The organism is Sandaracinobacteroides hominis, from assembly GCF_016464365.1.
GTDB classification, from domain to species: Bacteria; Pseudomonadota; Alphaproteobacteria; order Sphingomonadales; family Sphingomonadaceae; genus Sandaracinobacteroides; species Sandaracinobacteroides hominis.
The window spans coordinates 616,662-641,036 of the sequence record NZ_JADCUC010000001.1 but is presented as its reverse complement, the minus strand read 5'-3'; the positions used below and the strand labels follow the sequence as shown (position 1 = coordinate 641,036).

Below are 24,375 nucleotides of genomic sequence, written 5' to 3'. Positions count from 1 at the left end.
CAGCCTCCGATAAATATGATAATTGGAGGAATATGATGCTGCGAGCCGCCGTGATCCTGGCCCTGATCGCCACCCCCGCATTGGCCGAGGACAGCTTTCGCGGCGGCCTCGTCGAAAATCCCTGTGCCGCCGATCAAAGCCGACCGACGCCCGAACAATGGTCCGACTGGTTCAGGCGCTCCATCCTCGAAGACTTCGGGCACCTCTGCCGCTATGCCGCCGCCAACCGTGCGGTTCCGCGCCCGGTGCGGGTGGTGTTCATCGGCGATTCCATCACCGAAGGCTGGCCGGAAAACTCCCCCGACCTGTTCACGGCGGGCACGGTCGGCCGCGGCATTGGCGGCCAGACGACGCCGCAGATGCTGGTGCGCTTCCGGCAGGACGTGCTGTCGCTGCAACCGACAGCCGTGCACATCATGGCCGGCACCAACGACATCGCCGGCAACACCGGCCCCTCCACCATGGAGGCGGTGGAAGGGCATATCCACAGCATGGCCGAGCTTGCCCGTGCCCACGGCATCAAGGTTCTGATCGGCTCCGTTCCGCCGGCCGCCACCTTCCCATGGCGGCCAGGACTGCAGCCGTCACCGCAAATCGTGGAACTGAACCGCCGCCTGAAGACATGGGCGGCAAGCGAAGGCCATGTGTTCGTCGACTACCACAGCGCGATGGCCGGCCCCGACGGCGGCATGAAGCCCGGCCTCGCAGCCGACGGAGTCCACCCCACGCACGAAGGCTATCAAATAATGGCGCGCGAATATCGCGCAGCCATCGTCAAACTCATCCCTGGCGCGCCGCCATCGTAACCGGCAGCCCGTCCTTCGGGCGCGGGATCGGCACCATGTGGAACGCGCCCTGATAGCCGTCAGGCAGCACGATTCGCCGGTTCGACAGCAGATAAAAGAAGAAGGCTTTCGCCTGCATATAGGCAAAGTGCAGCCCCAGGCACATGTGCGCGCCGCCGCCGAACGGCACCCAGGCATATTTGTGCCGGTTGGCCGAAAGCTGGGTGGTGAAGCGCAGCGGATCGAACCGCTCGGGATCGGGCCAATGCTCTTCCATATGGTGCGTATAGAGCGTGTTGATGCCGACACCGGCGCCGGCGGGTATCTTGTAGCCCTGAAACTCGAAATCCTTGACGGCGCGGCGCGGAATCATCGGCACCGGCGGCACCAGCCGCAGCGATTCCTTGAACGCCATCTCAACCAGCTCAAGCTCGTTCAGCGCCTCATAGGTCAGCACATCGCCGTGCCGCGATCGGACGCCATCAACCTCCTCGCGCAACTTCTCCTGCCACTCCGGATTGACGCCCAGATAATAGACCATCGAACTGATCGACGAGGTCAGCGTGTCGTGCGCTGCCATCATCAGGAAGTTCATGTGGTCCACAATTTCCTGCGGCGTCAAAGGGTTGCCGTCGTCGTCCTCGGCATTGCAGAACTGGGTGAAGAAATCATCCCCTTCCTTGCCACGCCGCTTCGGGATCTCCGCGCCGAAAAACTCGCACAGATATTCTCGCCCCTTCACCCCCCGGCGCATCTGCGTGAAGGGCAGGGGACGGCGCACGATGGCAACGGAAGCCAGCACCATGTCGGTAAAGGCCTGGTTGATCTTTTGCGCTTCCGGCCCCCATGGCAGCCCCAGAAAAGATCCCGCCGCCAGATCCAGCGTCAGGTTCTTGATCGCCGGATAGAATTTGAACTGCTCGGTCGCGCTCCATGTGCTCGCAACCCGCTCGATCCCCTCGTTCAGTCCGTTCAGATACACCTTCATCGGCGCCGGCTTGAACGCCACCGACAGCGTCTTGCGCTGCGAACGGTGATGCTCGAAATCCATCATCATCAGGCCGTTGGGGAACACCAGCTCCAGCACCGGATCCCAGCCCAGCTTCGACGAGAAGACCTTGTCCTTGTTGAACAATACCAGCTCGTTCGCCTCAGGCCCCAGCAGCGTCACCCCCCAGCCCATATAGTCCTGCCGACGGAACACAGGCCCGAACTTCTCGGCCATGTCGCCGATGGTCTTGCGCGGATCGCGGAGGAATTTGATCGTCCGAAGCGTCTTCGACCCGCCCGGAACCGGCCCCGGGACATGCTGCAGATCCTCAAATCCGACCGGCTTCAGGTCCGCCGGGTAAAGATCCTTCGGGTTCACAGGCGCGTTCATATTCCCTCCGAACGTCTATTTTGCGGAGTTTTCATACGCAGAATATAGTCGGCCCGCAACAGGGACTTCAGGCAAGACCGGCCCGCCCATGACTAACTATCCGCTCTTGTCGGGCCGCTCTTGCCGGGTCGGCAATCCGCCGAAGGCGCCCGGCAAACGCCTGGCGCCCGGCGCCCGATTCAGGCGGCCGCTGCCGCCTGAATCTGTCCCTTGCGCACCGCCGCCAGTTCCTCGGCCAGCAGGAATGCCAGCTCCAGCGCCTGCGACGCGTTAAGACGCGGATCGCAATGGGTGTGGTACCGGTCTGCCAGCGCCTCGTCGGTCACGGCGACGGCGCCGCCCGTGCACTCGGTCACATTCTGGCCCGTCATCTCCACATGGATGCCGCCGGCATAGCTGCCCTCGGCGCGATGCACGGCAAACACCTGCCGCACTTCGGCAAGGATACGTTCGAACGGCCGCGTCTTGTAGCCCGAACCCGCCTTCACGGTATTCCCGTGCATGGGGTCGCAAGACCAGATCACATTCCGCCCCTCGCGCTGCACGGCGCGCACCAAAGCCGGCAGATGTGCCTCCACCTTGTCCGCACCGAAACGGCTGATCAGCGTCAGGCGTCCGGCCTCGTTCGTCGGGTTCAGCTGGTCGATCAGCCGCAGCAGCTCGTCCGGCTTGATCGACGGCCCGCACTTCAGCCCGATCGGGTTCAGCACGCCACGCAGAAACTCGACATGCGCCGAGCCCTCGAACCGCGTACGATCACCGATCCACAGCATGTGCGCCGAGGTATCGACCCAATCCCCGGTCAGGCTGTCCTGACGGGTCATGGCTTCCTCATAGCCCAAAAGCAGCGCTTCGTGGCTGGTATAGAATTCCGTGCCCTTCAGCTGCGGCACGGTATCCGGCGAAATCCCGCAGGCCTCCATGAAGGCCAGCGCCTCGCCGATCCGCCCGGCCACTTCCGCATAGCGCTCCGCCCAGGGCGAGCGCGCCACGAAATCCAGGTTCCACTTGTTCACCTGATGCAGGTTCGCATAGCCGCCATGCGCAAACGCCCGCAGCAGGTTCAGCGTGGAGGCCGCCTGCATATAGGCGCGCTTCTGCCGCTCCGGGTCCGGAATGCGCGAGGCTTCGTCAAAGGCGATGTCGTTGACGATGTCACCGCGATAGCTCGGCAGCGAGACACCGCCGACTTCCTCGGTGTCGGCCGAACGCGGCTTGGCAAACTGCCCGGCCATGCGCCCCACCTTCACCACCGGCATGTGGCTGGCAAAGGTCAGCGTCACCGCCATCTGCAGCAACACGCGGAAGGTGTCGCGGATGTTGTTCGGATGGAATTCCGCAAAGCTCTCGGCACAGTCGCCGCCCTGCAGCAGGAAAGCCTTGCCGTGCACCACATCGGCCAGCCGCGCCTTCAGGTCGCGCGCTTCGCCGGCAAAAACCAGCGGCGGAAAGCTGCGCATTTCCGTCTCGACCGCGGTTGCCTTGGCGGCGTCGGGCCACAGCGGCAATTGCCGTGCTTCAGCCTTGCGCCAGCTATCGGGGGTCCATTTCCTGCTCATAAGGGGGCGCTCATGGCTCGCATCCGTCATTTTGGCAAGACAGCTAAACTTCTCGCGCTGCAATCCAGTTGCCGTGAAAACCGGGCGGTATCCGCGTCGGGATGCGTACGCGGGCCACTTCCGGCCCGGTGAAATCCTTCGCATCCAGGATCACCAGCGCACTTTCGTTCGCCTCGTCATGGCTCACCAGCCCGATCAGCCAGCCGTCCAGCTCGTCCGGTCCATAGGGAACATGCACAAACTCCCCGGCCAGCCAGCCCGTTCCGAATTCGCGCACTTCCCGCGCGCCCGTCTCCAGATCGTGCCGATACAGACGGCTCGCATTCTCCACCAGATTCTCGCCCGTCTCGGCCGCTGCCGTCCAGGCATAGCGATAGGCGCGCCCCGTCAGTCGTTCGTCCAGCCGCGGAAACTCCTGCGGCGCGTCGTCGATCACCCGGCGCTCCACGCGCCCGCCTTCGGGATCGATGGTCCAGCGCTCGAAGCGGATCGCCGGACTGTCCGGACCCTTGGTGCTGTCGGCGAACATGCGCGCATGTGTCACCACATCGGCAATGATCCGCCCATCCCCGGTCTCAAAGGCATTGGCCGGATGAAACACATAGCAGGGCTCCACGTCGGACCAGCGGATCGAACTGCCCGGCGCATCCAGCCCCAGCACCCCCACGCGCGATCCATGGCCCGGATTCCAGCCGAACGGAAAGCGGAACCCCTTGATCGCCCGCTCCTTCGAGAAGGTGACGGGCAGGTCGAACACCAGAATATTCTTCGCAGTGATCGCGCAGTCATGGATGGAGGGCCCGTCCGCGAGCGCAATCGGCTCCTCGCGCAGCACATGCGCGTCCGGCCCCAGTACCACATGCCGCACCGGCCCATCCGGCCCTGCATCATAGCAGATGGCGTGATGCAGCCCGGTTTCGGGATCGCGATGCGGATGTGCGGAAAAGGCACCCTTCAGCGTCCCGTCGAAGGGATTGTGCGCAATCGTCTGCAGCTCCGGCCCCAGCTCCACGGGATGCGCACCCGCCTCGACGATGGCGAAAATCCGCCCATCCACGGAAAAGACATTGGTGTTGGCCGTATCGGCGCGCGGATGCCGCGGCCCGGGGGCAGGGGGCTCGTGCAGCGCCTCGCTGACCTTGGCGGAGCGCACCCAGCGGTTGCGATACCACAGCGCCTTGCCGCCCTGCAGCCGCACGCCATGCACCATCGCATCGCCCAGAAACCAGTGATAGCTTGCGGCATGTTCGGTGCCGATCGGGTTCGGCCCGTTTCGCGCATACAGGCCGTTCAGCGCGGCCGGGATGTCCCCTTCCACCACCAGCTCTTCGAACATCTGCTCATGCGGCAGCGGCGCATGTACCCCTTCCAGATACGGGTTCGGCGCCTCGTCCATCCGGTTGCGATTGAAATCGGCAACTGCCATCACGCCTTTCATCACCGCGCTCCGGATCAACGTCTCCACACTGGCCATGCCAACCTCCCCGAAGGCGATGAAAGGCCGCACTATCGCATGAGAACCAGCTCCTCCGCCATAGTCGGGTGCAACGCCACCGTGGAATCCAGCTGCTCCTTGGTCAGCCCGGCCTTCACCGCAATTGCCAGCGCCTGCAGGATTTCCGGCGCGTCCGGCCCGATCATATGCGCGCCCACCAGCCGGCCTGTCGCCCGATCCGTCACCAGCTTGTACAGCGAACGCTCGTTCCGGCCGGCAAGCACATTCTTCATCGGCCTGAAATCACTGGTATACACGCAGGCATCGCCCAGCTTGTTACGGGCCTCGCCCTCGGTCATCCCCACGCTCGCCAGCGGCGGGTGGCTGAAGACGGCCGACGGCACCATCGAATGATCCACCTGCCAGTGCTTGTCCCCAAAAAGTCCGTCGGCCAGCGCATGCCCTTCGCGGATGGCAATCGGCGTCAGCTGCAGCCGGTCGGTCACGTCGCCCACCGCATGCAACCAGGGCAGCGACGTATGGCTGTCCGCATCCACCGGGATGGCGCCATTCGGCTTCAGCTCGATGCCCAGCGCCTCCAGCCCCAGGCCCTCGCTGTTCGGCTGCCGTCCAACCGCCCACAGCAGCATGTCGGTTTCCATCGAACGGCCATTGGCGCAGAAAATCTCCAGCTTGCCGTCTTCGCGCTTTTCCACCCGTTCGGGCTTCATGTTGAAGCGGAACTGGATCCCCTTCTCGGTCGAAATCGCCAGCAACCGATCCGCAAGCGATCGATCCCACCCCCGCAGCAACGTGTCGGACCGCACAATCAGCGTCACGTCCACCCCCAGCTCGTGCAGGATGCCCGCCAGCTCGTTGGCGATATAGCCGGCGCCGCAGATCACGGCGCGTTTGGGCAGCTCGGGCAGGTTGAACACCTCGTTCGACGTAATCCCGAATTCCGCGCCCGGAATGTCCGGCACCAGCGGCCGCGCGCCGGTCGCCACCAGCACATGCTTCGCCGTCACCTTGCGCCCATCCACCGTCACTTCATTCGGAGCGCTGATGGTGGCGCGCGTGCGGAACGTCTCCACCTGGTGCGTATCCAGCGTCGATTGATAGGCGCCGCTGATCCGGGTCACATCGTCCAGCACATTGTCTCGCAGCGTCGCCCAGTCGAAGCTCTTTTCGCCGATGGTCCAGCCAAAGCGACGCGCATCTTCCAGATCTTCGGCAAAATGCGCCCCGATCACCAGCAGCTTCTTCGGCACACAGCCGCGTATCACGCAGGTGCCCCCCACGCGGAACTCCTCGGCAATCGCCACCTTCGCCCCATGCCCGGCGGCGATCCGCGAAGACCGCACCCCGCCAGAGCCCGCGCCGATTACGAAATAGTCAAAGTCGAATGCCATAAGGCCCACCTTTCGTGTGGCAGATAGGATTAGAGGCCCGGCACCGCCAATTCAGCCTCTCGATAAGCGTCAGAGAGCGGCTCGCGCCTGTTCCCAGTTCCGCCCGTCGAATGCGTCCACCGGCAGCTCGCGCCAGCCATCGCCGTCAAGCGCATGGGCGTTGATACTGATTCCATCCGGGTGCGAGCGCGGATGATAGAAACTCTTGACCCCGCAAACCCTGCAGAACAGATGCAGCGCGGCCCCTGTGCCAAAGCGATATGCGGTCAGCTCGGCCTCGCCCGACAGCAGCCGGAAGTCCGCCTTGTCCACGATCAGGTGCAGGAATCCGGTCATGCTGCAGACCGAGCAGTTGCAATCGAGCAGCCGCACATCGTCGGCCGCCTCCGCTTCGAAGCGCACCGCTCCGCAATGGCATCCGCCGGAAAGCTTCATACGGCCGCTCCAAACAAGCGCCCCACAAGAGCCGTAGCGCCCAGCGCCACCGCCCCCCAGAACGCAACCCGGACCGAGGCTTTCAACCGCGGCGCACCGCCCAATGCCGCCCCGACCGCCCCCAGCCCGGCCAGAAAGAGCAAAGAAGCGACCGAAACCGCCAGAATGATCGCCTGCGGAGGCGCCAGCAAGGCGGCGGCCAGCGGCAGCGCTGCCCCGGCCGAGAAGGTGAGGGCAGAGGTCACTGCCGCCTGCACCGGCCGCGCCACAAACTCGTCCGAAAGCCCCAGCTCATCCCGCGCATGCGCCGCCAGCGCATCCTTTGCGGTAAATTCCTTCGCCACCTCCAGCGCCAGGCCCGCGCTCAACCCGCGATCCCGCCAGATGCCCGCCAGCTCCTCCAGCTCGGCAGCCGGGTCGTCGGCCAGATGCCGCTTCTCCAGTTCCAGATCGGCCTTTTCGGTATCGGCCTGCGAACTGACCGACACATATTCACCGGCCGCCATCGACATCGCGCCCGCCACCAGCGCCGCAGTCCCCGCCAATATGATTCCGTGGCGATCGGTCGAGGCCGCCGCGATCCCCACGATCAGCGCCGCCGTCGAGACAATCCCGTCATTCGCCCCCAGCACGCCGGCCCGCAGCCAGCCGATCCGGTTCACCCGGTGCGGATTGTCACCATGCCTCACCGCAGCCGCCTCATTCCACCGTCACCGATTTCGCGAGGTTCCGGGGCTGGTCCACGTCGGTCCCCTTCGCCACCGCCACATGATAGGCGAGCAGCTGCACCGGCACGGCATAGACGATGGGCGCAATCAGCGGATGCACCTGCGGCATTTCGATGGTCGCAACCGTGCCTTCGCCCGCCTGCCGGATCCCTTCGGCATCCGAAATCAGGATAATGCGCCCACCCCGCGCCCGCACTTCCTGCATGTTGGAAACCGTCTTCTCGAACAACGGGCCAGAGGGCGCCAGCACGATCACCGGCACATCCTCGTCGATCAAGGCAATCGGCCCATGCTTCATCTCGCCGGCGGCATAGCCCTCGGCGTGGATATAGCTGATTTCCTTCAGCTTCAGCGCCCCTTCCATCGCCATCGCAAACTCCGGCCCGCGTCCCAGATAGAGCACGTCGCGCGCCTTCGCGATCAGCGGGGCGATCTCGGCAATCGCCTCGTCATGGTTCAGCGCCGCGTTCAGCGCCGCCGGCACTTCCGCCAGATGGCTAACGATCTCGCGCTCGTCATCAGCGGAAAATTTCCCCCGCACCCGGGCCAGATTCGCCGCCAGGGCCGCCAGCACCGCCAGCTGGCAGGTAAAGGCCTTGGTAGAGGCAACGCCGATCTCCGTCCCCGCATGCGTGGGGAGCAGCAGGTCCGCTTCCCGCGCCATCGAACTGGTCGGCACATTCACCACTGCGGCGATCTTCTGCCCCTCGGCCTTGGCATGCCGCAGCGCCGCCAGCGTGTCCGCCGTTTCTCCGGACTGGCTGATGAACAGCGCCAGCCCCCCCGGCTCCAGCACCGGCTCGCGATAGCGAAACTCCGAGGCGTAATCGATTTCCACCGGAATTCGCGCGAACTTCTCCAGCCAATAGCTCGCCACCATCCCGGCATAATAGCTCGTGCCGCAGGCGACGATCTGCACCCGCTTCACACCGGAAAAATCGAAATCCGGAATCGGCAGCGCCACCTGGCCCTGCAGCGGCTTCAGATAGGAATGCAGCGTCTGCGCCACCACCAGCGGCTGCTCGAAGATCTCCTTCTGCATGAAGTGCCGATAGTTGCCCTTCTCGGTGATCGTCGCCGAAACCCCGGAAGACACCACCGGGCGCTGCGCCGGCCGATTGTCGCGGTCGAAAACCTCGACGCTCGCGCGCCGCACAACCACCCAGTCGCCTTCCTCCAGATAGGCAATCCGCTGCGTCAGTCCCGCCAGCGCCAGCGCATCCGAACCCAGATAATTCTCGCCGTCGCCGTAACCAACGGTCAGCGGAGCCCCAAGCCGCGCCCCGATCAGCAGGTCGGGGTCGTTGCGGAACAGCAGCGCCAGCGCAAAGGCCCCATGCAGCTTCGGCAACACCTCCGCGACAGCTTCGGTCGGCGATTTCCCCGCCTCCAGCTCACGCGCCACCAGATGCCCCACCACTTCGGTATCGGTCTCCGATAGAAACACGCGGCCCTCGGCCAGCAGCATGTCGCGCAGCGGCTTGAAATTCTCGATGATGCCGTTGTGCACCACCGCCACGTCGCCCACGATATGCGGATGCGCATTATCCACCGTCGGCGCACCATGGGTTGCCCAGCGGGTGTGGGCAATGCCCGAACGCCCCTTCAGCGGCTCGGCATCCAGCCGCGCCGTCAGGTTCTTCAGCTTCCCTTCCGCCCGCCGCCTCCCGAACTGCCCATCCACGATCGTGCAGATGCCGGCGGAGTCATAGCCGCGATATTCCAGCCGTTTCAGCCCATCCACCAGCTCGCGCGCCACATCGGCCTGGCCCAATATCCCCACGATCCCGCACATCTTATGGCTTTTCCTTCCGGGCCTTCATCGCCGAGCGAAAGCGCGCGGCCCAACCCCTTTTTTCTGCCTGTTCCGGCCGCACCAGCACCAGCGCATCGGCGGCAACATCCCGCGTGACCGTACTGCCCGCCCCCACGATGGCGCCCGCGCCGATCGTCACCGGAGCGACCAGCGCCGAGTTGGAGCCGATGAACGCCCCTTCGCCGATCTCGGTGCGATATTTGAAGTATCCGTCATAGTTGCAGGTGATCGTCCCCGCGCCGATGTTCGATCCAGCCCCCACCGACGCATCGCCCAGATAGGTCAGGTGATTGGCCTTCGCCCCCGCGCCCATCCGCACATTCTTCGTCTCGACAAAATTGCCGACTTTGGCGCCGGCCTCCAGCACCGTTCCGGGCCGCAGCCGGGCATAAGGCCCCACCTCGCAACCCGCCGCGACGGTCGCCCCCTCCAGATGCGAAAAGGCGCGGATCTTCACCCCATCCGCCACCGTCACGCCCGGCGCAAACACGACATTCGGCTCCACCAGGCAGTCATGCCCCAGCACCGTATCATGCGACAGGAACACCGTCTCCGGCGCAACCAGCGACACCCCCGCCTCCATCACCTCGGCCCGCCGCGCCGCCTGAAACAGCGCCTCCGCCATCGCCAGCTCGCCCCGGCTGTTCACGCCGATAACCTCGTCAGCCGAACCTTCCTGCACCACGCTCACCAGCCCGGCGCCCGCCGCCAGCATCACGATATCGGGCAGATAATATTCCCCGGCCGCATTCGCATTGCCCACCTGGTGCAGCAGCGCAAACAAGACTTCCGACCGCACCGCCATCAGCCCGGAATTGCACAGCCGCTCCGCCAGCTCCGCCGCGCTCGCGTCCTTCGCCTCCACCATCTTCGCAATGCGCCCGTCGGCATGCGCCAGGATCCGCCCATAAGCGCCCGGATTCGCCGGCCGGAAACCCAGCACGGCAATCGCCGGGCCATCGCCGTCCACCGCCGCCACCAGACGTTGCATGGTCGCCGTCGTCACCAGCGGCACATCGCCAAACAGGATCAGCACCGTCCCCGAAAAGCCGGCCAGCGCCGCCTCCGCCTGCAGCACCGCATGCCCGGTCCCCAGCTGCGGCGATTGCGTCACCAGCGCAACCTCGCGCCCTTTCAGCGCCCGTTCCAGTTGCTCGGCACGATCGCCCACCACAACCACGGTCCGCTGCGGCTGCAACGGCGCCAGGCTGGCCAGCAGATGCATCAGCATCGGCCGCCCGCCCACCGGGTGCAGCACCTTGTGCAGATCGGAACGCATGCGGGTTCCCTTGCCGGCAGCAAGGACGATCGCGGCGACAGGCCGGTGAAGTTCCGAAAGCATGGCCGCGCCCTGCCACACCGCAAGGCGATAGAAAAGCCACGCGCACGCCGCTAGGGCAGGGCGCATGGAATTCGACAGCATCCTCTTCGACCTCGACGGCACCCTCGTCGAAACCGCCGGCGACCTCACCGCCAGCCTCAACCACGCCCTCGGCGCGCTCGGCCGCCCGCCTGTGGATCCGTCCGCCGTCCGCCAGATGGTCGGCCACGGCGCCCGCAAGCTGCTCGAACGCGGGCTTGCCCACAGCGGCGAGTGGACGCCCGATCTGGTAGAGGCAGGGGTGCAGCCCTTCCTCGACTATTATGGCGCCCATATCGCCGACCACAGCCACCCGTTCGCCGGCGTCGAGCAGGCGCTCGACACCCTCGCCGGACAAGGACTGAAGCTCGCCATCTGCACCAACAAGCCCGTCGCGCTCGCCCGGGCCCTGGTGGAAGCCCTCGGCTGGGAAGGGCGCTTTGCCGCCATCCTCGGCGCCGATTCCCGACCCTACCGCAAGCCCGATCCGCGCCACCTCACCGACACGCTTGCAGAGGCCGGCGGCACCCGCTGCATCTTCGTCGGCGACAGCAAGACGGACGCCGACACGGCCCACGCCGCCGGCGTCCCGCTGGTGCTGGTATCCTTCGGCTATTCCGCCGAACCTGTCGCAGAGCTGCGCACCGACAGGCTGATCCACCATTTCGACGAGCTTTGTCCGGCGATTGCCGACATTCAAAGGCAGTTCATGGCCAGCGGGCAAGGCATGATGGCATGAACCATTTCCTCGCCCTTGGCGCCTTCGCCTTCCTCTCGGCACCGGCTGTCGCCGCAACCGCCTCATTGCAGGATATCCAGCGCGCTCTGGTCGCCACCACCACGATGACCGCCGATTTCGAGCAGACCGCTGCCGACGGCAAGATCGCGCGCGGCACCATGTTGCTGAAGCGCCCCGGCCGAATCCGTTTCGACTACGGCAAGGACGTGCCCTGGCTGGTCGTCGCCGACGGCAGATACCTCTCCTTCGTCGACTACAAGGTCTCGCAGGTCTCGCAATGGCCCGTTCGGTCGACTCCGCTGGGCGTCCTCCTCGACCCAAAGGCAGACCTCAGCCGAATCGCCCGCGTGCTTCCCGAATCGGAAAGCCCGTTTCCGGGCCAGATCGCCGTCCTCGCGCAGGATCCAAAGCGGCCCGAAATCGGCCGTATCCTCTTCTTTCTGGCTCCGGATTCTGCCTCGCCGGGTGGCTATCGCCTGAAAGGCTGGCGGGTCACCGACGCGCAGAACAATCTGACCTCGGTTGAGCTCAAAAATATTCGCACGAATGTTGCCATTTCCGATTCGGCCTTTGCGTTTCGCGACCCAAGGCCGAAAAACCGCCCTCCGGGCAAGACAGGCTAAGCTATTCCGCCTGCCGCGTGAATCGCCCGCATTGTGCCGAAACCCAGCCGATTCGGGCCCATTTGCTGGAAAATTGTTTGACAATTTATGTTCACAGCAGGAAATAGGCTTCATTCAGGCGCAGGCAAGATTTACTCTGCTAGTGTCTGGGTGTTGGTGAAGGTCGACTATCGGGATTTGCCCCCTGTTGCCCGGTAGTATGGCACGCCAACTGCGTGACGAACGCATAAACGGCCCCCGCTCCATGCCCCCGGAGCGGGGGCCAACTTATATGTGGCCGTCCCCATATCCCTTCCCTCCCACAATATGCGCGTGACCTGCCGCGCGCTGCGTCCTATTCCGCCCGGATGTCGCTTCGAATAGCCAGCTGGAACATCAACAGCATCCGCGCCCGGCCCCACCTCCTCGAGCAGCTGCTCGATACCTACGCCATCGATATCCTCTGCCTGCAGGAAACCAAGTGCGAGGATAACAGCTTCCCGCTCGCGTCCGTGAACGAGCTGGGCTTCCGCCACATCTTCACCACCGGCCAGCGCATGCACCACGGAGTCGCCATCCTGTCGCGAATCCCGCTTGAGCTGGATTGCCGCCACGACTGGCAGGCAAATGGAGAGGCCCGCCATATCGCAGTCCGCCTCCCGTCCGGCGTCGCCCTGCACAATGTCTATGTGCCCGCCGGCGGAGACATCCCGGACCGGACGCTCAACCCGAAGTTCGGCCAGAAGCTCGATTTCCTGCAGCGCATGACAGACTGGTCGGCCGCCATCCGCGAACCCTCGATCATCCTCGGCGATTTCAACATCGCCCCGCTCCCCGAGGACGTCTGGGACCACAAGGCCCTGCTCAACGTCGTCAGCCACACCCCCGTGGAGGTCGCCGCCCTCAACGCCCTGCAGAAAAGCCACAACTGGGTCGATCTCGGCCGCCATTTCGTGCCCGCGCCGCAGCGCCTCTACACCTGGTGGAGCTACCGCGCGAACGACTGGGAGGCCTCCAACCGTGGCCGCCGCCTCGATCATGTCTGGTGTTCGCCAGAGCTGTTGCCCACCGCCCGCTCGCTCACCACACTCGTCCCGGCGCGCGGATGGCAGCGCCCCTCCGACCATGTGCCGCTGATTGCAGAGTTCGACCTGTGACGGACGCGTCCTCCGATATCGCCCTCGCCCGCGCTCGCGACGACCTGCGCCGCGGTGAAATCGTCCGCATCACCGATAACGGCCGCCAGCTCGATATTCTCGCCGCCGAACTCGCAACCGCAGATCGCCTCGCCCAGCTGGAGCAGAGCGGCCGCGCCGACCTCCTGCTCACGCCCGAACGCGCACAGACCCTGAACATCCTGAACCAGCGCCCGGCCGCCGGTGCCGAGGCCATCGCCATCAACCGCATGCCCTGGCTCGATCTCGTCACCAGCCTCGCAACCGCAGACCCGGTCGACGATCTCTCCACCCCGTTCAAAGGCCCGTTCCCGACGCGAGATCTCGGTCCGCTCGCCCGCGCCGCAGCAGCCGGCCTGTCCCTCGCCAAGCGCGCCACGCTGCTGCCGGCCCTCTTCGCCATCGAAATCACCGCCCCCACGCCAGACCGGCTGCAGGCAGACGCCGCTGCCATCCTCAGCTGGCGCCGCGCGCCGCGGCTGCAGATCGTCAGCCGCGCCCGCCTGCCGCTGGACGGCGCCGAAAATACCAGCGTGGTCGCCTTCCGCCCGCGCGACGGCGGCGACGAGCATCTGGCCCTGATCATCGGTGAACCCGGCCCCACACCCCTCATCCGCCTGCACAGCGCCTGCCTCACCGGCGACGTGCTCGGCAGCCTGAAATGCGATTGCGGCCCGCAGCTGCGCGCCGCCGTCCAGCGCATCGCCGCAGAGGGCGGCATCCTCCTCTACCTGCAGCAGGAAGGTCGCGGCATAGGCCTCCTCAACAAGCTCCGCGCCTACCAGCTGCAGGATCAGGGCTTCGACACCGTCGACGCCAACCTGCGCCTCGGCTTCGGCGAGGACGAGCGCGATTTCGACCTCGCCGGCGCCATGCTGAAGCAACTCGGAGTCAACCGCGTCCGCCTGCTATCCAACAACCCCGCCAAGGCCGACGCCCTGAACGCACAAGGCGTCGAGGTAACCGAGCTCGTTCCCCACAGCTTCGGCGAAAACCCCCACAACCGTCACTATCTCGAAACCAAACGCGACCGTCAGGGCCACAAACTCTAGATCTGGCTCTAGATCTGGCTCTAGTTCCGCGCCTCCGGCGGCAGCTGCGCCGGCGCGCCCAGCCCGGAGGCCCGCAACTCCGCCTCGATCTTGCCTGTCAGCTTCTTCACGGCAGACTTCTTCAGCCCGCCGGCAAACACGCCGACAAACCATTCGCCGATCTTGCTCGGGATCAGCTTGATCACCAGGTCCACCAGCGCATCCACCCGCCCGCGGATCGGATCGTTCAACCCCTCCATCAGCTCATCCAGCCCCTGCGCCGATCCGGGCCAGATCGGGTGCCTGCACATCAGCCGTTTGCGCGCCTCCGCCAGCCGCTGCATCGGATCGGTCACTCCCACCGCCGGCTCATGCCTGCCTGCGGGCTCCGATGCCGGAATCAGCACCGGAATGATCTGCCGCTCATGCAGGCCGTCGGGGTTGCTGATCATCGTCCAATATGGCCCGGTCGGGTTCTTCGCCGTGCCCAGCTTTCCCCAATACTCCTTGTCAAACAGCGGATTGGTTTCGGGCAGCGAAAAATAGGTGCGCAGGAAATACTCCGCGTTGCGCCGTCCCAGCAGAAAATCATGGTGCCGATAGCTTTCGGACAGAAAGCCAGCGAACGCCGCCATCCCGCCGGAAGCCAGCGCATCGCCGCCGGTCAGCGTCGATCCATCCGCCGCCGCCCGCAGCGGCGACAGCATGAAGCGGCTATACACGTTCGGATCGGCGGCGAGCGTCAGGTCGTTCGCATCATATCGGGCCTGGTTCTTGTAGGCCGCCAGCAGCCGGGGGATCACATCCAGCACGCCCACGGGCAGCATGTCGGAACTGTCCGATGTCGCAGCCTCGGCTTCCGCATTTGCAGAGGAAGCGCTGACATCGCTTTCCTTCGGCGCCGGAAACGGATCGATCAGCATCACTGCCCGGTTCGCCTTGCTCCCGTCGCGCTCATTGTTGCCCATCGGCCCCGCCACGGCCCGCCGCACGAACTCGAAGGGCTGGTTGTTCATCGTGCCGCCGTCAACGGCCGTGAACGGCAGCACCTCCTTCGCCAGCGTGGTGTTCACCGTTCCCGCCACCACGTTCGCCCCCTGCGACCATCTCTCCACCGGCGGGATGCCGGTGTGGGGATCCTTGGGGTAGGGTGTCGGTCCCATCTGATCCAGGTATCGCGAACTCAGGATCGGCAGCTTGTCATACAGATGCACTTCCTTCGTCAGCTTGCGCGGCTTCAGCGCAACCGGGAAGGCGGCGCTCGCCAGCGCCGCGTTTGCAACCTCCTTCCAGTCCAGATGCACCATGCCGGCCATGCGCCGCGCAAACGGTCCGCCATCCGCACAACCGGGCGGCATCAGCTCGGGCGGCTGCCCGTGGCCGGCCACGCTGAAGGTATACATGTCGGCATGTCGCGTCGTCCCGAAGTCCGCCCCATCCAGCCCCAGCAGCTGATAGCGATAGGGAACGCCCGTCAGGTTGCCGATGGTAAAGCCGAACTCCAGCCCCTTCTCCAGCCAGGGCCGCCGCGGCCCCGCCGGAAGCTTCAGCTGCACGATATGCGCGGCCGCATCGTCCAGCGGCTGCGTGTTCAGCAGCGATTCCACCTGCGCCAGCGTCAGCCCCTTGATCCGGAGGTCGGCGGTATCCAGCATCGGCACGATGTCCAGCCGCCTCACCCACACATCATACAGCGGATTGGGATGCGGCGGCCGGGGATAGGACGGCCGGGGTGGCACCACATCCGGCGTCAGATCCGCGCCCGAGGGAAATTTGCCGGTGCCGGTGACAGCCAGAATGGAGGAACAGACGCTCCCCGCGGAAGCCCCCGCCACCGCCGTCAGCCGAACGGCATGCGGCGGCACGCTCCACTTCGCGAAATCATCGCCATGCTCCAGCGCATTGGCGATCTTCGCTTCTTCCCAGCCGTCCAGCACCTCGATCAGATAGTCCAGCACCCCGGCCGAGTAGGCGCCGGCCGAAACCGCTCCCGCCAGCACCAGCCCGAACTCGAAGGTCGGCAGCCATATGTCGCTTCCGTCCGGCCCCGCATAGCGCGTCGGCGCCACCACCGCCGGCTGTCGCGACGGCCCGAAGATGCCGCGATCGGCATAGTCGTCGATCTCGCGAAACGTGCTGAAACCCATCGCACTCACCCCCAGATTATCGCCAAGCTTGACAGCGCAGCCGGAATCGCCGCCCAGAAGATTAATGATCCGCCTCGATGTGTCCACCGCCACGCTGCACGCTTTCGGCAACAGCTATCGCGCCGCCATCGGCCGGGGCGGCGCCGTTCCGGCCAGCGCGAAGAGGGAAGGGGATGGCGCCACTCCCATCGGCACCTGGCGCCTGCAAGGCGCACTGTTCCGCCCGGACAGGATTTCCGCTCCCGAAACAAGCCTCCCATGGCGCTGGCTCCGCCCCGCCGATGGCTGGAGCGACGACATCCACGATCCCGGCTACAACCGCCCGATAACCCACCCGCACGCCTTCTCGGCAGAGCGCCTCTGGCGCGAGGACAACGCCTACGACATCATCCTCCTGCTGGACCACAACAGCCACCCGCCAGTCCCCGGCGCCGGCAGCGCCATCTTCTGGCACCTGGCCCAACCAGACTGGCGGCCAACCGAAGGCTGCATAGCGATAGACCGCGAAGCCATGCTGGAAATCCTGCCCAGGCTGGAAGCCGGCCAACAGCTGGCAGTGGAAACCCCACCGCGCCCAGCTTGACTTTCACCCCTCAACCCCGCACTAGCCCGCCCCGCAGCACCCGTAGCTCAGCTGGATAGAGCGTTGCCCTCCGAAGGCTTATGTCCGACGCGAGAGCAGCAATTTTATGCCGGATTTGCGAGGATTTAGGAAGGCAGAAGAAAGGACTGACGAAAAAACTCACCAAAATCTCACCGCGTTCGGACTGCCGAATTTGATCGCGGATTGACTTCTTCGGCGCAAATCATACGGCTTCACGCCATACGCACCCATAGCTCAGCTGGATAGAGCGCTGCCCTCCGAAGGCAGAGGTCAGAGGTTCGAATCCTCTTGGGTGCGCCAAAAATCCCCAATGAAATAAACACTTTGAGAGCGAAACGCCTCTCCTGCAAGCTCTCCCGCCAAACCCGAAACTCACCAGCTTTGGCCGTGATGACAGCAAAAAACCCCGGCTTTCAGCGGGAAATGCCTCGGGTAGAACTCACCAGCGGACATAGATGCGACTGTTCTGCCCCTTTGTCGTATACGCTGAGAGTGCACTGAGCGTTTGGGGGCTGGCCCCATTCAAGCTGCTTTGGGGAAGGCGTCGGCCCAATCGGCTGTTCGGTCAGTCGCCCACCGCTGACAGAGCGGTCATTCGGGGCATCAATTGATCGCTTCGATACCTGCCGTTCATTCAGCGGCATTTTACGTAATCCAGCCCCCTCTGGCAGCCCCAATGAGCAAGCATCAGCAAGCTCGTCCCTACCAAGTCATAGTCATTATTCGTCGAGCGCCTCCAGGACGAGGTCGGCGGTCAGCGCGCTACGGCGGGGCTTGCGGCGCATGCCAATGCACGTTTCGACTTTCAGGTCAGATGCGGGCATGGTGGATGATCCCTGTCTTCGAAAAGCTGCGGCTGCTGCGAAGCGCCCCTCCCAGATGGTCGAAGGGCAGCCCGCTATGCTCGCGGGCCACCCTCCTGCCGTCATTTCGTGGTGTAGCCGCCGTTCACGAGAATGGTCTGTCCGGTCATCCACCAGCCGTCCGATACCATGAAGCGGATATAGGGTACGATATCCTCGATGTCGGTCAGCCCGGTCTTCGAGAAAGCGGACAGGGCAGCGGCGGTCTTGTGATAGGCGACAGCATCTTCGCCCTCGGCCGGATAGAAGAACGGCGTGTCCATCGGACCCGGCCCGATCGCCGTCACCGAAATCCCCCGTTCGCCGAACTCCTTCGAGGCAGCCCGCGTGAAATGCTCGACCGGCGCCTTGGTCCCGGCATAGCTCGCATAGAAAGGCGTGTAGGCGCCGAGCAGCGAGGTGACGATCGTCACCAGTTTGCCATTATCATTCAGATGTCGGCCCGCTTCCTTGATGAAGAAGAAGGCACTCTTGGCGTTGACCGCGCTCATCTCGTCATATTCAGCTTCGGAGATTTCGAGGATCGGCTTCTTCAGCACCTTGCCCACGGTGTTGATGGCGATATCCGGCCGTCCGGTGGCAGCGACCGCATCGGCGAACAGCTTCTCGACCGCACCCGCACTGGTCAGATCGCCTTGCAGGGCAACGGCTTCGGCACCGGCGGCCCGGACCGCTGCCACCGTCTCCTCGGCTTCTGCCTTCGAAGCGGGGCTGTTATAGTGGATGGCGATAGCCTTCGCGCCATGGGCGGCGAGATCGCGCGCAATCAATCCGCCAAGATTCTTGCCTCCGCCGGCGATGATGACAGTTTTGCCCTGAATGCTGTGATCGGTCATTAAGCGGGTTCCTTTGCCGGAAGGCGACCGCTGCGCCGGTCGCTGTCGTCAAAGATCATAACGCCTGCTATTGAACGATAAAGACGACCATTCTGACATCACCTGTCAGAAATGGTGCACAATTTAGGACTCCCAGTTGGACCGCATCGACCTGTTCCGCATTTTCACCCGGGTTGTCGAATGTTCGAACTTCACGCGCGCGGCAGACACGCTTGGCATGCCGCGTTCTTCCGTGTCGGCGGCGGTGCAGGAACTGGAACGGCGCGTAGGCGCGCGACTGCTACATCGCACCACGCGCAAGGTCGCGCCGACGCAGGATGGTGCCGCCTTCTATGAGCGTTGTCAGAGCGTGATCGCAGAGGTCGAGAGCGCGGAAAACCTATTCCGGCATACGGCTGCGCAACCATCGGGCAGGTTGCGTGTCGATGTTCCGGGACGGATCGGGCGGCTGATCATCGCCCCGGCATTGCCTGCATTTCTCGATCTCTATCCGCAGATCGACATTGATCTTGGTGTCACCGACCGCGCGGTCAATCTGGTGGAGGACAGCGTTGATTGTGTCGTGCGTGTAGGGCCTCTCACCGATTCCGGTCTGATTGCGCGGCCGATCGGCAAGCTGCACCTCATCAATGTCGCCAGTCCCGCCTATCTGGAACGTTATGGAACACCCAGCCTGCCGGGCGAGCTCGAAAACCACTGGGCCGTCAATTACGCTTCCCCTTCCAACGGCCGGGTTCAGGACTGGGAGTGGGTTGAACATGGCATCCTGCATACTATGCCCCTGCGCGGCCGCGTGACGGTGAACAGCGCAGAGGCCTATATCGCCTGCTGCCTTGCGGGTATGGGGCTGATCCAGATTCCTGCGTATGATGTGCGGCCCCATCTCGCAGGCGGCGAACTGATCGAGGTCATGCCCGGCTATCTTGCGGAGCCAATGCCAATGACACTGCTATACCCGCACAGACAACATCTCTCGCCCCGACTACAGGTCTTCACGGACTGGCTTGAAACGCTGCTCTTGCAGCACATGCTGGTTTAAGGTCTGTGGGGATTTAGGGTTCTCTTTTGAGCGTGGATGTGCTTCACGCTTTGGATGGAACGTTTTGTGCTGACGGACGCCCAATGGGCGAAGATGGAGCCGCATTGTCTGGGCAAGCCGACGGACCCTGGGCGCAGCGGACGTGACAATCGGCTGTTCTTGGAGGCGGTGCTGTGGATTGTCCGAACCGGCAGCCCGTGGCGCGACCTTCCCGCGATGTTCGGCAACTGGAGCACCGCATTCCGGCGGTTCAGAGACTGGCGCCAAGCCGATGTTTTCAAGAGAATTTTCGACGCTCTGTCAGAGGAACCCGACATGGAATACGCCATGGTCGATGCGACGATCATCAAGGTTCACCGCCACGGGCAGGGCGCAAAAGGGGGACTAAGAGCCAGGCCATAGGCCGCTCCAAAGGCGGCATGACGACCAAGATCCTGGCGCTGACGGACGCACTCGGCAACCTTGTGCGCTTCCTTCTCTTGCCAGGGCAGCGCTTCGATACTGTCGGCGTCGCACCGCTAATCGAAGGGATCGAGTTCGGCGCCTTGCTCGGCGACAAGGCTTTTGACAGCAACACCATCATCGCTGACCTCAACCAGCGCGGCGCCAGGGTGGTCATCTCTCAGCATCCGCGTCGCGCTCAGCCGATCGCCATCGATCCGGAGATGTACAAATGGCGCCACCTGATCGAAAACTTCTTCTGCAAACTCAAAGAGTTCAAGCGCATCGCCATGCGCGCCGACAAAACCGATCAGAGCTTCCAGGCAATCATCTATCTCGCCGCCGCCGTCATCAACTCACGATGAACCCCCACAGACCTTAGACGATAAGGTCTGCCGCATAGATTGATCTAATCCATGAGGGAAGGTGGGGCAGGGCGAAGATCAATCGCCCGTTCGCGAAGGTCAGGCAATGGCGTGGCGGCTGATTGAGTCTGGAGTTATCGAACACCAGACCGCGGCCGGCTCGGAGAACAGCTTCGCGAATGAACGGCGCGCCTCGTTCGTAACGCGCACGGATTTTGTCTTCCGGCACGATATGCCCGCCTTCTTCTACTCTCGCCCCAACACGAGCTACGGAGAGTTCGGCGCTGTCGATCCCGACGTGCATTACAATGACGGTAAACCCATTGGTCCGGGCCTCATCGATCAGGTCCAGCTTGGAAGGATGCGAAAACACCGTCTCGGTGACGAAATCCCGCCCCTGCGCGAGACACTCGGCGCGCCGCGAGGAGGCGATACGGGCTGCTTCATAGGACGCCTCTGGCGAGGCATCGCGCAGTTCGTCGCGCTGGATGATATCGGCGTTGATGAACGGCCCTGCGAAGCTGGGAGCGACGCGGGCGGCATAGAGCGTGGATTTGCCGGCACCATTTGGCCCGGCAAGCACAATCATTGTCGGCGTCATCCCTGCCGTGCGGTCTTCTCGCGTACTAGGTTGCCGCCACTATCGAGACCAAGGCCAAGGCCAAGCTTCCGTCGCCGGGCAAACCAGGCTTCTTCTTCAGGCCCGGGTTGGCCCATCTTTTCGACGAAGCTGTCGAGCCAGACGTCCTTTTCCTCGCCGGTGAGTTCGGTCGTGCCGATTTCCCCCGCAAGGGCGGCCGTGATCCGGGCATGGTCGAAATTGCCGGACTTCTCGATCGCGCGGCCGATCCGCACCCAATGGGCAACCTGTCCTGCGACGGACCGGCTTTGCAATTCGGATTCACGCCGCACGATCGTCATGATGTCATCGGCAAGCTTGATGGATTGGGCCATATATCACCTCTGCCGTGAGAGGTAGCATTTTGCCACCTCCACTTCAAGGACATAGTCCACAATCCGAACCAAATTCGCCTCGTGTCCTACTGCCGCAGAATGGATTACGCTGCACAAAGCATGTCAACCGCCTTGCGTTTGTGATTGGGAGCCAGGTGCGCATACCGCAGCGTCATCTTATAGTCGCTGTGGCCGAGAAGCTCTCGAATGGTGTTGAGGTCGAAGCGCCCCAGCTTCTCCCGTTAGTGACCTGGCTTATCAGGCGGCCTGCAAACCAAACTCAAACCAAAGCAAACACACGGCGCAACAAAGCGGTCCGATCCTTGTTGACGATCTGGCTGTCCGGAACGGAGCGGTCAGGCAAGGAGCTTTCAACCGATGGCCGGAAAATCCACTCCACCGAACATGCGAACCACATATCCCACACCCGCTGAACCCGAGGCGATTCAGTGGCAGCCGGGCGTTTCATCTGACAGACAGCCGAAATGGAATTGAGCGAGAGCCGCGACCTTCGGGGCGGCAACCCCTGCTGGGTTCCCAACGCGTCGCATGCGTTCGCTTCCGATACGTTGCCCGCCAGCCAGATCGACGTCCTCATCATCGGCGCCGGCATCATGGGTGCGATGCTTGCAGATCGCCTGTCCGCGCAGGGACTGCAGCTTCTGCTGCTGGATCGCCGTCCGCCCGCGCAGGGCGCAACTGCTGCCTCCACCGCGCTTGTCATGTGGGGGGCCGACACGCCCCTGTCGCTGCTTTCGGAGAAGATAGGCGAAAAAGAGGCCGTGCGTCGCTGGAAACGAGTGCATGCCGCCGCCGGCAATCTCGCCCGCTATATCGACAGCGAGGGGATCGATTGCGCGCGGATCGACAGGCCGGAGCTCTATCTCGCGGGCACGCTGCTCGATGAAAAAGCGCTTCGGGCAGAAGGCGATATGCGGCGCACAAATGGGCTTCCATCGGAGTTCATCGCGGCGGATGCGGTGGCGGAGCGCTTTGATATTCATGCGCGCCCCGCACTCCTTTCTGCCGGCAGCTACGAGGTCGATCCGGTGAAGCTGACGCTTGCCCTGCTGGCAAGGGCACGGGATCGGGGGGCAAAGGCCTGCTTTCCAATCGATGCCGTGGCGCTTTCGGAAGTCACCGATGGTGTAATCGTCACCCTGAACGATGGTCGGACCGTGAAGGCGAAGCGGATCATCCTGGCGACGGGCTATGAACGCTCGCCGTGGTTTCTGCCGCCTGCCTTCAGGCTCAGTTCCAGTTTCGCGATCGCCACGCGCCCCGGAACGGCCCCGATGTGGCGGGAGAATGCCATGATCTGGGAGGCTTCCTCACCCTATCTCTACACGCGGGCAACCGCTGATGGTCGCGTGATCGCCGGCGGCGAGGATGAGGACTTCTCCGACGCCAGCAAACGTGACGCCTTGATCAGCGCCAAATCCGGTACGATCGCGGCAAAGCTGGCCGCAATGATCGCGGTAGAGGACATCGCTGTCGATTGTGCATGGGCGGCGGCGTTTGGCGGCTCGCCCGATGGCTTGCCGGCAATCGGCCAGGCCGCCAATCATGACAGGGTCTGGCTGGCCTATGGCTTCGGCGGCAACGGGGTCACCTTCGCGGCGCTGGGAGCAGAACTGCTGACGGCCGAATTCGCTGGGGATCGGGATGGCGATGCTGACTGCTTCAGCCCCTACCGCTTCGGCTAGAGGGCGACTGCGCATCCGCCCAATCCAGCGCACCAGCCGTCGCCCGGCCTTGCTATATAGATGGGCAAGGCGGAACAATCGCCTTTAAAATCCGTTCCTGTCAGCTGGAGGTTTGTGGATGGCGGCGCGCGCATATTGGCAGGGGCAGATCCGTCTGGCCCTCGTCTCGATCCCGGTTGAAATCTATCCGGCCACCCGTTCGGGGGCAGCCATCAGCTTTCGGCAAATTCACGAGCCCAGCGGCAAGCCCATCCACTATGAGAAGGTGGCGTCTGGCGTCGGCCCGGTGGACCGCGACGAGATCGTGAAGGGCTTCGAAATCTCCAGGGGCAATTATGTGCTGCTGGACGACGCCGAGATCGAGGCGGTGAAGATCGAAAGCCGCAAGACTCTGGAGCTCGTGCAGTTCGTCGGCGCCGAGGAAATCGACGTCCTTTATTTCGAAAAGCCCTATTATGTCGTGCCCGCCGACGATCTGGCCGAAGAGGCCTATGGCGTGCTGCGCGAGGCGCTGAAGGCAACGCGCAAGGTCGGGCTGGGGCAGCTGTCGGTGCGCGGACGCGAACAGCTGGTTTCGCTGAAACCCTGCGGGCGCGGGCTGGTGCTGGAAGTGCTGCGCTATGCCGACGAGGTGCAGAAGGCGCAGGGCTTTTTCCGCGACATCGGCGACGCCAAGCCAGATGCAGACCTGCTGGAGCTGGCGACGTCGCTGATCGAAAAGAAGACGGCGCCGTTCCAGCCGGCCAGCTTCCACGACCGGTATGTCGACGCGCTGCATCGTCTTATCGAGAAGAAGAGCAAGGCGAAGGGGAAGCGCATCTTGGAGGATGTGGAAGAGCCGGCGAGCGGACGCGGCGGCAATGTGATCGATCTGATGGCGGCGCTGAAGAAATCCCTGGGCGACGAAAACCCCGCGCGCAAGGCGCCGCCGGCAAAAAAGCCCGCCCGCAAGAGCGCCTGAC

The 24,375-nt window shown here is 63.9% G+C and carries 22 protein-coding genes and 1 tRNA gene; 11 read left to right on the top strand and 12 right to left on the bottom strand.

Annotated elements, in window-relative coordinates; genetic code table 11:
• Positions 1–32 precede the first annotated feature (32 nt).
• Positions 33–806 carry an SGNH/GDSL hydrolase family protein gene (locus IM784_RS03265; protein WP_199553824.1) on the top strand — a complete coding sequence of 258 codons (774 nt, stop codon included), beginning with the start codon at positions 33–35 and terminating at the stop codon, positions 804–806.
• Here IM784_RS03265 and IM784_RS03260 read toward each other — a convergent pair.
• The 8 genes from IM784_RS03260 to glmU form a co-directional block, all read right to left on the bottom strand.
• Positions 781–2,166, bottom strand: coding sequence for a cytochrome P450 (locus tag IM784_RS03260; protein ID WP_199553823.1), 1,386 nt, complete (start codon positions 2,164–2,166; stop codon positions 781–783). The two genes, IM784_RS03265 and IM784_RS03260, sit on opposite strands and share 26 nt — an antisense overlap.
• A gap of 179 nt (positions 2,167–2,345) precedes the next feature.
• A complete protein-coding gene (locus IM784_RS03255) occupies positions 2,346–3,725 on the bottom strand; it encodes a class II 3-deoxy-7-phosphoheptulonate synthase (protein WP_199553822.1) in 1,380 nt (459 codons plus the stop codon).
• A 43-nt stretch (positions 3,726–3,768) separates the two neighbouring features.
• The gene (locus IM784_RS03250; protein ID WP_199553821.1) at positions 3,769–5,199 is read right to left on the bottom strand and encodes an 8'-apo-carotenoid 13,14-cleaving dioxygenase; all 1,431 of its coding nucleotides are present in this window, start codon (positions 5,197–5,199) and stop codon (positions 3,769–3,771) included.
• A gap of 32 nt (positions 5,200–5,231) precedes the next feature.
• Positions 5,232–6,572 carry a glutathione-disulfide reductase gene (gene gorA, locus IM784_RS03245; protein WP_199553820.1) on the bottom strand — a complete coding sequence of 447 codons (1,341 nt, stop codon included), beginning with the start codon at positions 6,570–6,572 and terminating at the stop codon, positions 5,232–5,234.
• Between the two features lie 69 nt (positions 6,573–6,641).
• Positions 6,642–7,007: a GFA family protein gene (locus IM784_RS03240; protein ID WP_199553819.1), complete on the bottom strand. Its 366-nt coding sequence runs from the start codon at positions 7,005–7,007 to the stop codon at positions 6,642–6,644.
• The gene (locus tag IM784_RS03235; protein ID WP_199553818.1) at positions 7,004–7,696 is read right to left on the bottom strand and encodes a VIT1/CCC1 transporter family protein; all 693 of its coding nucleotides are present in this window, start codon (positions 7,694–7,696) and stop codon (positions 7,004–7,006) included. Before IM784_RS03235 ends, IM784_RS03240 begins: the two co-directional genes overlap by 4 nt.
• Before the next feature lie 10 nt (positions 7,697–7,706).
• On the bottom strand, positions 7,707–9,530 hold the full coding sequence (gene glmS / locus IM784_RS03230; RefSeq protein WP_199553817.1) for a glutamine--fructose-6-phosphate transaminase (isomerizing): 1,824 nt from the start codon (positions 9,528–9,530) through the stop codon (positions 7,707–7,709).
• Between the two features lies 1 nt (position 9,531).
• Complete coding sequence (gene glmU, locus IM784_RS03225) at positions 9,532–10,893, bottom strand: bifunctional UDP-N-acetylglucosamine diphosphorylase/glucosamine-1-phosphate N-acetyltransferase GlmU (RefSeq protein ID WP_199553816.1); 1,362 nt, start codon at positions 10,891–10,893, stop codon at positions 9,532–9,534.
• A gap of 64 nt (positions 10,894–10,957) precedes the next feature.
• On the opposite strand from glmU, the gene IM784_RS03220 reads away from it, so the two are divergent.
• The 4 genes from IM784_RS03220 to ribA all read left to right on the top strand — a co-directional run bounded on the left by IM784_RS03220 (position 10,958) and on the right by ribA (position 14,479).
• Positions 10,958–11,650: an HAD family hydrolase gene (locus IM784_RS03220; RefSeq protein WP_199553815.1), complete on the top strand. Its 693-nt coding sequence runs from the start codon at positions 10,958–10,960 to the stop codon at positions 11,648–11,650.
• On the top strand, positions 11,647–12,273 hold the full coding sequence (locus IM784_RS03215; protein WP_199553814.1) for a LolA family protein: 627 nt from the start codon (positions 11,647–11,649) through the stop codon (positions 12,271–12,273). The genes IM784_RS03220 and IM784_RS03215 overlap by 4 nt, the downstream gene beginning before the upstream one ends.
• Before the next feature lie 347 nt (positions 12,274–12,620).
• The gene (locus IM784_RS03210; RefSeq protein ID WP_199553813.1) at positions 12,621–13,409 is read left to right on the top strand and encodes an exodeoxyribonuclease III; all 789 of its coding nucleotides are present in this window, start codon (positions 12,621–12,623) and stop codon (positions 13,407–13,409) included.
• Positions 13,406–14,479, top strand: a complete 1,074-nt coding sequence (gene ribA / locus IM784_RS03205; RefSeq protein ID WP_328799429.1) for a GTP cyclohydrolase II — start codon at positions 13,406–13,408, stop codon at positions 14,477–14,479. The genes IM784_RS03210 and ribA overlap by 4 nt, the downstream gene beginning before the upstream one ends.
• A gap of 20 nt (positions 14,480–14,499) precedes the next feature.
• On the opposite strand, the gene IM784_RS03200 is transcribed toward ribA, so the two are convergent.
• Entirely contained in the window at positions 14,500–16,605 is a 2,106-nt protein-coding gene (locus IM784_RS03200) for a patatin-like phospholipase family protein (protein WP_199553811.1), read from the bottom strand.
• A gap of 64 nt (positions 16,606–16,669) precedes the next feature.
• Here IM784_RS03200 and IM784_RS03195 point away from each other — a divergent pair, with 64 nt between their 5' ends.
• Entirely contained in the window at positions 16,670–17,188 is a 519-nt protein-coding gene (locus IM784_RS03195) for a L,D-transpeptidase family protein (RefSeq protein WP_199553810.1), read from the top strand.
• A 244-nt stretch (positions 17,189–17,432) separates the two neighbouring features.
• Positions 17,433–17,509 (top strand) — tRNA-Arg (locus IM784_RS03190).
• A 625-nt stretch (positions 17,510–18,134) separates the two neighbouring features.
• Here IM784_RS03190 and IM784_RS03185 read toward each other — a convergent pair.
• Positions 18,135–18,908 carry an SDR family oxidoreductase gene (locus IM784_RS03185; RefSeq protein WP_199553809.1) on the bottom strand — a complete coding sequence of 258 codons (774 nt, stop codon included), beginning with the start codon at positions 18,906–18,908 and terminating at the stop codon, positions 18,135–18,137.
• 136 nt (positions 18,909–19,044) lie between these two features.
• Here IM784_RS03185 and IM784_RS03180 point away from each other — a divergent pair, with 136 nt between their 5' ends.
• Together IM784_RS03180 and IM784_RS03175 are read left to right on the top strand one after the other, a co-directional pair.
• The gene (locus IM784_RS03180; protein ID WP_199553808.1) at positions 19,045–19,947 is read left to right on the top strand and encodes a LysR family transcriptional regulator; all 903 of its coding nucleotides are present in this window, start codon (positions 19,045–19,047) and stop codon (positions 19,945–19,947) included.
• A gap of 54 nt (positions 19,948–20,001) precedes the next feature.
• Positions 20,002–20,753 (top strand): IS5 family transposase gene (locus tag IM784_RS03175; RefSeq protein WP_199553807.1). Its coding sequence is split into 2 segments (ribosomal slippage): positions 20,002–20,332 and positions 20,332–20,753, totalling 753 coding nucleotides; the frame shifts between segments, so codons are not numbered across the junction.
• Between the two features lie 13 nt (positions 20,754–20,766).
• Here IM784_RS03175 and IM784_RS03170 read toward each other — a convergent pair.
• The gene (locus tag IM784_RS03170) at positions 20,767–21,342 is read right to left on the bottom strand and encodes a zeta toxin family protein (RefSeq protein WP_235976496.1); all 576 of its coding nucleotides are present in this window, start codon (positions 21,340–21,342) and stop codon (positions 20,767–20,769) included.
• Positions 21,343–21,350: 8 nt separating this feature from the next.
• Positions 21,351–21,707, bottom strand: coding sequence for a ParD-like family protein (locus IM784_RS03165; protein ID WP_199553805.1), 357 nt, complete (start codon positions 21,705–21,707; stop codon positions 21,351–21,353).
• A 485-nt stretch (positions 21,708–22,192) separates the two neighbouring features.
• Here IM784_RS03165 and IM784_RS03160 point away from each other — a divergent pair, with 485 nt between their 5' ends.
• Both IM784_RS03160 and ku read left to right on the top strand, forming a co-directional pair.
• A complete protein-coding gene (locus IM784_RS03160; RefSeq protein WP_199553804.1) occupies positions 22,193–23,413 on the top strand; it encodes an NAD(P)/FAD-dependent oxidoreductase in 1,221 nt (406 codons plus the stop codon).
• A gap of 118 nt (positions 23,414–23,531) precedes the next feature.
• A complete protein-coding gene (gene ku, locus IM784_RS03155) occupies positions 23,532–24,374 on the top strand; it encodes a non-homologous end joining protein Ku (RefSeq protein WP_199553803.1) in 843 nt (280 codons plus the stop codon).
• The last annotated feature ends 1 nt before the right edge of the window (position 24,375 follow it).